This window comes from Microvirga massiliensis (assembly GCF_001006805.1).
Taxonomy (GTDB): Bacteria; Pseudomonadota; Alphaproteobacteria; order Rhizobiales; family Beijerinckiaceae; genus Microvirga; species Microvirga massiliensis.
On record NZ_LN811353.1, the window covers coordinates 222763 to 234885 of the forward strand.

Annotated in this window: 9 protein-coding genes and 1 pseudogene; 3 read left to right on the forward strand and 7 right to left on the reverse strand. The window is 59.2% G+C overall.

From position 1 onward, the window contains the following. Window positions 1-34 precede the first annotated feature (34 nt). Complete coding sequence (locus BN1233_RS13660) at window positions 35-1186, forward strand: extracellular catalytic domain type 2 short-chain-length polyhydroxyalkanoate depolymerase (RefSeq protein WP_187144291.1); 1152 nt, start codon at window positions 35-37, stop codon at window positions 1184-1186. Between the two features lie 182 nt (window positions 1187-1368). Here BN1233_RS13660 and BN1233_RS13665 read toward each other — a convergent pair whose 3' ends face one another. From BN1233_RS13665 to BN1233_RS51075, 5 genes and pseudogenes are all read right to left on the reverse strand, one after another. After that, complete coding sequence (locus BN1233_RS13665; RefSeq protein ID WP_046864134.1) at window positions 1369-1779, reverse strand: DUF1236 domain-containing protein; 411 nt, start codon at window positions 1777-1779, stop codon at window positions 1369-1371. A gap of 355 nt (window positions 1780-2134) precedes the next feature. Further along, on the reverse strand, window positions 2135-2542 hold the full coding sequence (locus tag BN1233_RS13670) for a DUF5602 domain-containing protein (protein ID WP_046864135.1): 408 nt from the start codon (window positions 2540-2542) through the stop codon (window positions 2135-2137). A gap of 111 nt (window positions 2543-2653) precedes the next feature. Then, a complete protein-coding gene (locus tag BN1233_RS13675) occupies window positions 2654-3685 on the reverse strand; it encodes a lipid II:glycine glycyltransferase FemX (protein WP_046864136.1) in 1032 nt (343 codons plus the stop codon). Window positions 3686-3745: 60 nt separating this feature from the next. Continuing rightward, window positions 3746-4063 (reverse strand): hypothetical protein, encoded by a 318-nt coding sequence (locus tag BN1233_RS49665; RefSeq protein ID WP_244470900.1) that lies wholly within the window; start codon window positions 4061-4063, stop codon window positions 3746-3748. Between the two features lie 171 nt (window positions 4064-4234). Continuing rightward, window positions 4235-4939, reverse strand: a pseudogene (locus tag BN1233_RS51075) (TAXI family TRAP transporter solute-binding subunit); the annotation flags it as partial. Window positions 4940-6332: 1393 nt separating this feature from the next. On the opposite strand from BN1233_RS51075, the gene BN1233_RS13695 reads away from it, so the two are divergent. Continuing rightward, on the forward strand, window positions 6333-7661 hold the full coding sequence (locus tag BN1233_RS13695) for a beta-barrel domain-containing protein (protein WP_147707228.1): 1329 nt from the start codon (window positions 6333-6335) through the stop codon (window positions 7659-7661). Beyond that, window positions 7658-10174, forward strand: coding sequence for a peptidase domain-containing ABC transporter (locus BN1233_RS13700; RefSeq protein ID WP_082145449.1), 2517 nt, complete (start codon window positions 7658-7660; stop codon window positions 10172-10174). The genes BN1233_RS13695 and BN1233_RS13700 overlap by 4 nt, the downstream gene beginning before the upstream one ends. Before the next feature lie 437 nt (window positions 10175-10611). Here BN1233_RS13700 and BN1233_RS13705 read toward each other — a convergent pair whose 3' ends face one another. Next, window positions 10612-10956: a carboxymuconolactone decarboxylase family protein gene (locus tag BN1233_RS13705; protein ID WP_046864140.1), complete on the reverse strand. Its 345-nt coding sequence runs from the start codon at window positions 10954-10956 to the stop codon at window positions 10612-10614. 416 nt (window positions 10957-11372) lie between these two features. Beyond that, complete coding sequence (locus tag BN1233_RS48365; protein WP_048709152.1) at window positions 11373-11975, reverse strand: hypothetical protein; 603 nt, start codon at window positions 11973-11975, stop codon at window positions 11373-11375. Between the last annotated feature and the right edge of the window lie 148 nt (window positions 11976-12123).

Genomic DNA, 12123 nt, shown 5'->3' on the forward strand with positions numbered 1-12123 from the left:
TGGGCGAACCTTCATGATGCAGAAGGGGGCAACCGTGAACCGTTTGTTCGCGGCGCTGATTCTCGCTGTCACCATGCTGCTGTCGACGGACTGCGAGGCAAACCAAGACCGCTTGCCCGACCCGCCGCCACATTCGACGAACCAGAAATTGCCGGCACTCCCGGATCTCGACCGCACTGCGATTACGGTATCGGGCCTGTCATCGGGTGGATTCTTCGCGCATCAGTTCCATGTCGCCTTCTCCAGGCTCGTCAAAGGGGCAGGAATCATCGCGGGTGGACCGTATGGCTGTGTCGAGGATATCCCGAATCCATGGTCGCCCTTCTGGCGGGTTCCTCTGGACCGGGTCTCCGCGGCCGTCGTGGCTTGCACGCACTATTACGGCGACCGCTACTATGGCCTGCGTCCTGCCCTTCCCAAGGTTGAGGATTCGGCCGGGCTCATCAGAGAAAGCGCAAACCAGGGATTGATCGACAATCCATCCCATCTTGCGGACAGCCGGGTCTGGCTGTTCCACGGCCGGAGCGATCATATCGTTCCGCTGCAGGTCATGGAGACGCTCGCGCAACTCTACGGTGTGTTCGGCGTGGATGCCCCGAAACTCGTATTCGACAAGAACAGGGGCGAAACGTCAGCTAATCACGGCATGCCAGTCGGCACGTTCATGGGCAAAAGCAAATTTCCCGTGCGGACATGCGGTCAGCACGAGCCGCCCTACATCATCCAGTGCGGCTACGAGGCTGCCGAGATGCTCCTGCGCCATCTCTATCCCGAGGATTTCGAGCAGGCCTCGGATGACCCTCATCGAGACGGGACCTTGCTCGCTTTCGACCAATCCGAGTTCTTCGGCCCGGCCGCCGAAAGCGCCGGCCTCCACGGCGTCGGTTATCTGTATCTTCCGACCCGTTGCACCGCAGAACCATGCCGGCTGCACATTGCTTTCCACGGTTGCAAGCAAGATGTCGACAGCGTGTACGACGATTTCATCCGTGATGCAGGCTACAATCGCTGGGCCGCGACCAACCATATCGTCGTCCTCTATCCACAAACGACGGCATCGGCCGTGAACCCGAACCGTTGCTGGGATTTCTGGGGTTATACCGGGCCGAACTACGACAATCGCAACGGGCCGCAGATGCGGGCCATCAGGGCGATGGTCGATCGCCTGATCGGTGAGGCGCCATAACCATGCCGCCGGTGCGGGCATCAATGCGCTCTCGCGGAGCACGTCTGTGAGGCTGACGGCGCATGCGTCCGGGTCAAAGGAGTGCCGTCATGCATCGACTCTCCGAATGGCCCCACCCGGATCCCGAGTGGGGCTCGTCCCGTACGGAGCAAGCCGACCCGCCGTCCTTCAGAGCACGGAAGTCACTCGATGACCTGCACGATCTTGCGGCTGCGCGGGTCGACCAGCACGGTATGATCGTTCACGACCGTATAACGGTAGTCGGTGCGGACCCCCGTATCGGCCGGCACGGTATACAGCTCGACATTCGGCGGCAATGGCTCGCCGACCGTCACCTTCTCGGTGACACGCACCGATGGTCTGTGCTCCCGGACAACGTATTGCTTCACCTTGGTGGATTCATCGGCCGAAAGCGCTCCTCCGAGGGCAGCGCCCGCCACGCCGCCGACGACGGCGCCTACGGGACCACCTACGACTGCACCGGCCGCCGCTCCTCCGACCGCACCGGGAACTGCACCGCTGCCCTGGGCGTGGGCCGCAATCGGGAGGCTGGAGATGGCGAGAACCGCAGCAATAGTGACACTTTTGTTCATGGGGAACTCCATACGCTGTTAACGCAAGTTAACGCGTGTGAGTTGAGACGGGTTCAAGCGTAGCCGCAAATGGCGCGATTCGACGCGATAGGGGGAGGGCGGACGCAAGATGCCGTTACTGCCGGTCGTCGACGCGAGATGGCGATCGGCGGCTGCTCGAGGAACCCGCATCGATCTTGCACGTGGCGGAAGTCAGTCCGGCTCGCAGCCCGGTGTGCCCCAACTCGGCTTCGGGAGACCAACTCGGCAAATTCGGGGCTCGCCCGTTTCGGCCTGCACGCCTTCCAAATGCATCGGACCTGAATCTGGATCGAGAGTGGAGGCATTTCAACAATCGGGTCATGCCGACGGAGCGCTACTTGGCTACTCGTGCCTCACCCCGCTTGTTCACATGCCAGATCACGACATGGTAATGGGGCATCTCCACACCGGGATGACCTCCATTGAAATACATGGACACGTGATCGTTCCGGCCCGCGAACCCTGCCAAGTCGAACTTCTTGCGATTTGCAATGTCCTCAACTGGGATCATGTAGATGGTGCTGACCCGCCGTCCATGCCGGTCATACGCGAGGAATGGGCCTGTAGGCAGAGTTTCGGGTCGGACATAAAGCACACCCAGCCCGGGCAGGAACCCTGGGAGCGTCACGAGATCGCTGACCTTCTTGAAGCCGCGAGGTGGGTGCCTCGGAGGTGTTTGAGCTTCAGCGGCCGAAGTGATCAAGGTCGCCAGCACACCGGCAGCAATCAACTGCTTCTTCATGGCTGTACTCGTTCAATGGGGCTTGCCCGCGATAGGTTGCGACTCCATCAGTTTGCTCCCACCCAGGCTGATTTGGTTGACTGAACGCGGCCCACTCACCAAGGCGTAAGCTCACTCTTCTTCTATAGCTTCCCACTCTTTATATGCGACGGGATCATAGATGTATTCGAGCGTTGGCACGAGGCGAAGCTCTCGTCCTCCAAATTTCCGTTTGAACATGCTGATATCCGTCCATCCATCACATGGTCCGCCTTGTGGAGTAACGCCAAACAAATCATAGAGCTGGAGGCCGAGAGTTCTTGCCTTTCGCATGATCTCGAAATGCAGCAGGTAGGGCGCCATCACGTTGCGGTGAATGGCACGTGAACCACCATGATAATATGTCGCCGTGCGGCCGAAGTATACTACAAGAGCCGTTGCGACTCGTGTGCCTTGGTACTCTGCGAAGAATATCGAACCTCTTTCTGAGGCCGAAAGCACCGGGATCAATGTATGAAAATAACCGGGAGAAAGTCCGTGCAGCCCTTTACGGTCGCATGTCTCCCTATAAATTTTTAGAAAGTCTTCGATGCCTTGCGGAGAAACATCCTCAACGACCGACACGCCGAGTCGCCGAGCGACACCAATGTTGTACCTGCCTTTCGGCTTCATCTGGGCCAGTATGGCGATTTCGGGTGGGATCAAATCAATGCAATGAGTATCTCGGGGTGAACCATAATAATGGCTGGATTCGCGAAACCCCCTCACGAAGCTGGGCACATGTTCCCACCGTGGTTCGATAGACAAATGGCTAACCGCTTTCTGCTCACTCTGCCGTTTCCTCTCAACAAAATCCATGACTGCGCGAAACACCTGCTCCTGCTCAGCGCTCGAGTCATCTTCCAGGAACACCGGGCCATCAGGTACGTAGTAGTAGCATTTTTCAGGGGTGAATGATCGCTCTAGAACCATAGCACCCCCGACGATAGCTTCCCCATCCCTCAGCACCGTCCCAAAGTGCTTCCATCCACGGGCAGCCTTGAAGGCCGTATACCACGATGATTGCCTGAAGCCCGTATTGGTCTTTGTTTCGAGGAAATCGTCCCAGGCCTCCCACTTATCAAGTTCTACAGTGTGTTGTTCGGCGCTTGCTTCATATCCCATCGCAACCTCCCATTCATCGTAGGGAACCAAGGCTCATTTCACTCCTGCGAGAAGACCACTTCAGCGCCCTCTTTGTTGTTCACGCCATAGCAGAAACTCTCTGAACAGGCGTTCATTTTCGGCGTCCCTTCCAGTCGAGTCAGGTCGTGGCACCGAACCTGTAGCAGTACTGCCTCTTTGTCGGGCCTGCGAACTCTGAAGCCAACGTTCAGCCGGCTTGAACCGCCTCCAGCCCGGCAGGGAAGCGGCGAGATTGATCTCCTGCCATTTGGGAAGTCGTGAAGCAGCCTGGAATTCAGAGAAGCGGGAGAAGAATGCATCCACAAAATCGCTCAGCAGCCGGTGACGACTGCTCTTCTCCGGCCAGTCATAGGCCACGAGGACGGTCCCGATCGCAACTGTGTCTATCCTCTGTCCTGCCGGGATGAGGTTTGGATAGTCTTCATAGCGCAGGGAGGCGGGCAGAAGGAGCCCTGTGTCAGCAGGAAACGGGATTGGGACGAGATGAAATCCGCCGTCGCGTGTGAGGCGCTCGACAAAGGCCGCTGGCTTTGGAGCCAGAAGGACAGTCGCGGCAACCCTGCCTTGTCGCATTTCCTTCAGGGCCTCATCCTGTCTCACGTGAACCTCCGACATCTCGAGGCCGAGAGTCCTGAAAAGCTCGCGTGTGATGTCCTCAACACTGCTGCCGTAATCTCCGAAATTGACGGGCTTGCCGGTAAGATCGGAGAGTTGCCGGATGTCCTCCCGCGCGATGACATGCAACTCTTCGTTGAAGAGCTTGGTGATGTAGACGAGCTTGCTCTCGAGATCTCCAAGCTCTTTGCTCTCCTGAAGACGGGTGAGCATGTGCTCCTGTGTGATCCCCATGTCGACGCCAGGAAGCGTGAGAACATCGCGGATGTCGTGAACCCCTCCGCGACCGACAACCGGGAGGACACGCAGCGCCAACTCTCCGCGAGGGCCGGTCTCCTGCCCGGATACCAGGACTCTCGCGATTTCATCGACGAACGAGAGGGCACTCCCTTCAGGACCTCCTGCGACAATCCCGACTGTGTTCGGGTCTCGAGCAGACGCGGTCTGCTTTATCGATCGCGACGGCGGAGTTTGCGCGAGTGCGGCCGATGGGACTAGCCCAGGCAGAAGGAGGAGCGCGACGGCCACTCCGAATACCCGAAGCTGGCATACAGAGCTAGGAACCATGTTGGCCTCCTGTGCGGAGTGCACCCAAACACTCCCGATTCTCTGGAGCATTTTAGGGTAGGAGGATCAGAGGCGTGCCCACTGACTGGCCAGTAAATTATAGGAATCGGGCAAATCTTCGCATTCTCGTCTCTTGTATTAATGACCAGACCCGACCAGCGGCTTGAAGCCGAGTCTGGTATGCCCATGAAAATTCCTCAAGGTGTACTCCGGATTCCTCTGCCCCACATTCCGAGAGTGAGGATTCGCTCACCACGTCGATGACAAAGCGCTGTTCCAATGGCTACCCTAACCGAGATCAAGCCCACAGTGCCTTCGCAAGAGCAGTTCAAAGGTGCGGCATGAGCGGGTCTGCAGGGGGCCAATCTCCGTGGTGATGAATGACACCTGCCGGCTCATGAGGTCGGTGATAAGTGCCGCCGCGCAAGACAGATTGGGCGTCTTGATGGGAGAGTGCACTCCGCCGCTTTGCCATGACGAGGGCCGCTGCCAGTGCGGATCGACGCTCAAGAGTACTATCACCTCGCCGGTCTCGGTCTCCATCTCTGTGTGATTGCCGATGACCTCATATCCTGGAGTCTCGCAGAACCTGGAATCATCCGCTGGCTGTGTCTGCACCAAGCTGTCCTTTGGGTGGGTCTCCTACCTCCTATGTAGTATCTCTTCTTGCTGCTACATAGTAAACGCTTTTGTGAACACATAATGTTGCTTTCCCGACAGACGTATGGCCAGAGCAGTCATAAGTCATAAATCGACGCTGCGTGGGATCAAAGCCGAGTTTATCCTGCGAAAAAGCTCGGCAATTCTCCGCGACGCCGCGAGTGATGCGTTTTCTGAGGACATCCCCAAGTCTTGAGGAAATTGTTATGCGCGACTTAACAAGCGAAGAACTCGTTCACGTCTATGGTGCCTGGGCCGAATGTTGTGAGCCGTGTGAGAAAGAGAAGGACGAGTGCGAGAAGGATAAGGACAAGGATAAGGACAAGGATAAGGATAAGTGCAAGGAAACTCGTCCCGGATGCGGGTATGGTGATAACAACCACTACCACACTGGCGCGGCATAAAAGCAAGGCAACAACGGTTGTAGTAACGACGGTGATGACGGCTCTCCGGACATAGCAAATCTAGACTGCACCAGCTGAGTCGGGCAGCCGAAGCAGAAGCAACCGGCACAGAGTGGCGGCTCCGCCCGGAACTGATCAGATCAGTCGTGGAGGTGCCACTCTGATGTATTGGGTCCTCTCGAAGCGAGGTGGGCAACAGCAGGCACTTGTCAGTGCAGCCCCCGTGCATTCCAAAGCCGGCCTTGGGGAAGGTGCAGGAAGAAATCCGTGCAGTTTTCGAGGGATATTGACGGACAATACGAAGGGCACCGCGGGCCAAATCCCCGCAAAAGGCGTGCGACAGCTCTATGAGAGTACCGGGAGGTCACGGGCGAAGTGCCATGCGTCACTCTGCTCGTATGTCACAGGACTTGATCAAGCCCGAGAAGCCTGCGGCAGTCCAGCCGCTCTTTCGACCGGAGGTGATGGTCGAGCACCAGTCGCAGTGGCTCGGCACGGTTCTGCTGGAGCCGAGGATCGCCCACTGGATGTTTGCCGTTCTGGCCCTGCTGGCGACTGCCGCCGTGCTGGGACTCCTGTTCTTCACCTCCTACACCCGCAAGGCGCGTCTCAATGGCTGGCTGGTGCCCCAGCAGGGTCTGGTGCGGGTCTTTGCCCCGCAAGCAGGCGTGATCACGCAGATCCACGTGCGGGAAGGCATGGAGGTAAAGAAAGACACGCCGCTGCTGGCCGTGTCCACCGAAATACAAAGCGAGGCACTCGGAGCGACGCGCCAGGAAATCGTCAATCGTCTGATCAAGCGCCGTGACAGCATGGTCGAGGAGAAAGCGGTCCAGAAGCGCCTCTTCACGCAGCAGGCCGCGGACCTGATGCGGCGGCTCAAGGCATTGGAGAATGAGCAGAGTTACCTGACTCGGGAGCTGAGCTTGCAACGCACACAGCTCCAGCTGAACGAGCAGATTGCCGAGCGGACGCGGGAGATGCGCGTGCGGGATATCGTGACGATGCCGCGCCTCGAAGATGCCGAACGGGAGCGAATCCAGCAGGCTGCGAAGCTACAGGGACTGGAACGGATGCAGGCTGGCCTGGAACGCGAACGCCTTCAATTGAAGGCCGCCTTAAGCGAGATTCCTCTTCGACGCGCCACCCAACTCGCCGAAATCGAGCGCAACGTCGCGGCGCTCGAACAGGAGTTAGCCGAGGCCGAGGAGCGCCGGGAGATCGTGATCCTCGCGCCTCAGGACGGCACCGTCACCGGGCTGCAGATCGAGCGAGGCGGTAGCGCACAGCCGAGCATTCCCCTCATGAGCATTGTCCCTACAGGGGCAACTCTCCAGGCCCAGCTTTTCAGTCCAAGCCGCGCCGTCGGATTCCTCCGGGAGGGCCAGCGGGTGATGCTGCGCTACGAGGCATTCCCCTATCAGAAGTTTGGGTTGCATGAGGGTTTCGTGGCCTCCGTATCGCGCTCCGCTATCAGCCCGGCGGAGATGACCCAGCAACTCGCGGGCCTGACTGCCCTCTATGGAGCCAACGAGCCCATCTACCGGGTCACCGTCGATCTGACGCAACAGACCGTCATGGCCTATGGCAAGCCCATGCTGTTGCAGCCGGGCATGCAGCTCGAAGCCGACGTGCTCCTCGAGAACCGACGCCTGATCGAGTGGATGTTTGAGCCCCTGTTCACTATCAGCGGGAAATGGAATGGATGAGCGACGATGCACGCCTGAACCTGGGTTGGGGGCGCCGCACCCCAGTGATCCTGCAGACGGAGGCCTCCGAATGTGGCCTCGCTAGCCTGGCTATGGTCGCGAGCTATTTCGGCTATGAGGCGGACCTCGTCGACCTGCGCCGGCGCTATGGTCTGTCGCTCAAGGGAGCAACGCTCAAGGAACTCATCCGAATTGCGGATCAGCTCGGCTTCGCAACGCGCCCGTTACGTCTCGAGGTCGAGGAGGTATCCAAGCTGCGGCTGCCCTGTATTCTGCACTGGGATTTAAGTCATTTTGTAGTTCTCGTCAGCATCGGGCGCTCCGGCGCAGTAATCCACGACCCCGCTTTCGGCATACGTCGTACTAAGGAAGCGGAGCTGTCGCGCCATTTCACGGGAGTGGCGCTCGAACTCTACCCAACCGATCGCTTCGAGACCGCGACTGCCCCGCCCCGCATTCGATTCCGGAAGCTGCTCGGTCGAATGGTCGGAGTCAAGCGCGCCCTGTTTCACCAGTTCTCCCTCGCACTGGCGATCGAGGTTTTTGCGATGGCCAGCCCCTTGTTCATGGGCTGGGTCGTCGATCATGCACTGGTTTCTGCCGACCGCGACCTCCTGCTAACACTTGTGCTTGGATTCCTGCTCCTGCTGCTGCTGCAAACTGCCATCACCGCGATGCGAAGCTGGATGTTGATGGGGCTGAGTGCAACGCTCAAAGTGCAGTCGCGAGCGAACCTGTTCTCGCATCTGATCAACCTGCCAGCCTCGTTCTTCGAGGCGCGTCATCTCGGCGACGTGACCTCCCGGTTCTCCTCCCAGGAGGCCATCCTGAGCGCAATCACCTCGGAGCTGGTCGAAGCCGTCATGGACGGCCTGATGACAGGCCTTACACTGACGATCATGTTGGTCATCGCTCCGGGAATGGCGGGTATTGTGGTGGCCGTGGCGGTTCTTTACGCTGTCCTGCGCTGGGCCTCCTATACACCCCTCCGACAGGCCTCGGCCGAGGCGATCGTGTGGGGAGCGAGACTCGACACCCACTTCCTCGAAACCCTTCGCGGCATTCGCACGATCAAGCTGTTCAACGGGCAGGAGGATCGCCGGGCTCGTTGGCTGAATCTTCTGATCGAGGCCACCAACCGCCGCCTCGCGGCCGACAAGCTTAGATTCCTATTCCGGACAGGCAATGCACTGCTCTTGGGAACTCTCAAGATCCTGATCATTTGGCTCGGCGCCAGACGAGTTTTGGACAACACCCTTTCAGTTGGCCTGTTGCTCGCCTTCATCTCCTACAAGGATCAGTTCATCGGGCGCGCGACCGAGCTCATCGATCGGGCCGTGGATCTAAAGATGCTGCGACTTCATGCTGAACGATTGGCTGATATTGCGCTGACCGAGCCGGAGACGCGGACCTCGCTAGTTCCACCATTCGAGGAGCGAGCGCCTCCGGCCATCGAACTGCGGAACGTCAGCTTCCGTTACAGCGAGCAGGAGCCCTGGGTGCTCGACAACCTGAACCTGCGGATCGAGGCCGCGGAGTCACTTGCTATCGTCGGACCATCGGGCGGCGGGAAGTCAACGCTCTTGAAGCTCCTGGCCGGGCTGGCGAAGCCCAGCCATGGCGAGATACTTGTTGATGGCGAACCCCTCGCTCGCATCGGCCTGGAAAACTACCGGGCGATGATCGGCGTCGTGATGCAGGACGATCAGCTGTTCGCAGGCTCGATCGCCGACAACATCAGCTTTTTCTCGGAAAGGCCTAATCTCGATCGCATCATGCAGTGCGCCAGGGGTGCTGCCATTCACGACGATATTATCGCTATGCCAATGGGCTACGGCACTCTGATTGGCGACATGGGAACGGTGCTGTCCGGTGGCCAGAAGCAGCGCGTGGTAATCGCACGCGCGCTCTATCGGCGACCCAGCATTCTCCTGCTCGACGAGGCGACCAGCCACCTCGACATTGAACGGGAAAGGCTGGTGAACGCCGCCTTCCAGGAGATGCGGATCACGCGCATCGTCATTGCCCATCGGCCGGAGACTATCCGCATGTCGGGGCGGGTGGTCGCGCTCGAGCAGGGTAAAGTCCGCAGCATCGGACCCGGGGATGAGCATGGTAACCTGCCCGAGCCCGGAGGGCAGGAGCATTACGTCTTGGGAGATGTCCTGGTCTCTGACGCCGTTTCAAAGCCCAAAGATGCACGGACGCAGGTATTCCGAAGGAGAAAGTATTCGCTGCACGCCGGCCTGCGCTCACATTGCGCATTCGTCCCAAATGGAAACCGCCGCGATACCGGAGGTGGGGATCTAACCCTGTCCGAGATGAAGTCTGCATCACCTGCCATCGAACAAGCCGGCGAACCGGAACTCCCCGAGCAGATCAAGCCACGGGAAGTGCAAGATGCTGCACCAGCGGATGATGGGGCCGCCCAGCAACGACATCTTCCTCGTGCGACATTTGATCTATCTCCTTATGCGAAGGCTGGGGTGTGCAACCGAGCACCGGCACCCTGAAAGCCAGCAAATCACTTCCAGCCGTCCCGAGCGCCTCGCCAATAGGGATTATCAGGGACTGTCGCGCAGCGACCGCCCAAGATCGGACCAGAATGGAAGGGCTCGTGTGCGTTGATGCTATTGGAGCCCCTGAGATCATGGTCGATCTGTTGCGGAGCGGGTCCTTGCATAGCCGAGGTGCGTTCAATGAACTCGACTATAGTCCCTCAGGCTGGGTAGGAGAGCGTGGTGATCAAGGAGCCGGGGAGTGATGTCTGCAGTTTCGGTATATAAACGCTTCCGCGAAAGGTGCTGGAAAGTACAGTTGCCTGCTGCGACCAGCGCACAGCCGCAAGAGCATCGCCAAAGGTAATCCATGGTTTCGCGTACCAGGGCGTGAAGCGCGGCCCAACCTTCCCGCGGTCCGGCTGCGCGCTCTCCTGGTCCTTTTCGATACATCAGCCGACTTTTTCGGCTGCCTTCGTGATTTCCTCGATCGCCAGAACGGAATGGGCATATGCGCCGCCGGCTCGCATTTCGGCGGCGACCCAGATAGCTTCGATGAGCTCCTGCTCCGAGGCACCCTGCCTGAGGGCCGCCTTCGTGTGGCCCTTGATGCAGTACGGACATTGGGTGACGTGCGCCACCGCGACGGCAATGATCTGCTTCATTTTGGCGGACAGCGCCCCCTCCGCAAATACCTTCTGGCTGAAGGCTTGGAAGGCGGCCTCGGTCTCCGGCGTCGCGTCACGGCGCTTTTGAGCGAGCTCCCGTGTCGACAATGGGTACATGCTTTCCGACATCATTACCTCCGGATGAGCTCCCATACCTCGTCTTGTTCTTACAGCCTCATGTTCAGGATACAGGCTATCCTCGCCGATGCGCGACTGATGGCTACCGGCAGGCATCTGGAACGGGACGGCAAGTCTGTTCTAGTCGTTGATGCCAGCGACGGTAAGAGTTAGACCGCTCTTTGCTTGCCCTGTCTCCGCTAGATTGCTTTATTGCATTCGCAATGACGGTTAGCACGTGAAGATACGAAGAGCATAGCCGGGAACGGAAGCAGACTTCGGAACCACGTCGTCACTGCGAACGCAGTGAAGCAATCCAGAACTCGGCTTGCGAAGCCAGATTCACGGCTGCGATGTGACAGCGTCAGAACGCCCCCTGAACGTCAGAGGCCCCGTCTGGGGCCTCTTTTGCAGGACCAGTCCCGGCCTTAACGGGTGTATCTGCGCACGTGCACGGGGCGGACCGACCCGGTTGTCGCGACGTTGCGCACATGCCTGCGGGCATGCACGACGTTCGACTGGCGATAGACGGCTCTGGGGTAATACCGGGGGGCCGTTCGATAGACGACGCGGGTTTGCGGAACTGTCCGATACACGACCCGTGTCCGCGGGACCGTGCGGTAGACCACGCGGCGCTCGACGACGGGGGCTCCGTAATAGCCATATCCGGTGCCGTAATAGGGCGACGCCACGGGATAGCTGTAGGCCGGATATCCGTAGCCGTAACTGTAGGCGGGATAGCTGTAGGCCGGGTAGCTATAACCGTAGCCGTAGGCGGGATACCCGTAGGCCGGATAGCTGTAACCATAGCCATAGGCCGGGGTCGTTGCTGCCGCCGTCAAAAGCCCACCCACTACAGCGCCGCCGACTAGGCCGGCCGCAAGTGCGCCGCCGTTGCCCCAGCCCCGATGGCCGTAATAGTAGCCGCCATGGCCACCATACCAGCCATACCGGCGCCACTGAGCCTCGGCGGAATTGACGCTGCTCGCCATGATGAGCGCCGCTCCCGCAAGGAGTGCAATCTTCTTCATAGGTCGATACTCCGATACCCGATTCCTCGTCTGCCGAGACGAAGTTTCGCTCCGAATCAATTCGGGAAAGCACAATTGGTTTCTGAACTTGGCCGGAATCATCTGCGGAAAAGGCGGCTCGGCGCTGCGGTTTTGCTGCGGAGGATCA

Excerpts from the sequence above, each read along its gene's own strand:
- BN1233_RS13665 (WP_046864134.1), bottom strand. The coding sequence starts at position 1,779 with ATGAACAAAAGTGTCACTATTGCTGCGGTTCTCGCCATCTCCAGCCTC.
- BN1233_RS13670 (WP_046864135.1), bottom strand. The coding sequence starts at position 2,542 with ATGAAGAAGCAGTTGATTGCTGCCGGTGTGCTGGCGACCTTGATCACT.
- BN1233_RS13675 (WP_046864136.1), bottom strand. The coding sequence starts at position 3,685 with ATGGGATATGAAGCAAGCGCCGAACAACACACTGTAGAACTTGATAAG.
- BN1233_RS13695 (WP_147707228.1), top strand. The coding sequence starts at position 6,333 with ATGCGTCACTCTGCTCGTATGTCACAGGACTTGATCAAGCCCGAGAAG.
- BN1233_RS13700 (WP_082145449.1), top strand. The coding sequence starts at position 7,658 with ATGAGCGACGATGCACGCCTGAACCTGGGTTGGGGGCGCCGCACCCCA.
- BN1233_RS13705 (WP_046864140.1), bottom strand. The coding sequence starts at position 10,956 with ATGTCGGAAAGCATGTACCCATTGTCGACACGGGAGCTCGCTCAAAAG.
- BN1233_RS48365 (WP_048709152.1), bottom strand. The coding sequence starts at position 11,975 with ATGAAGAAGATTGCACTCCTTGCGGGAGCGGCGCTCATCATGGCGAGC.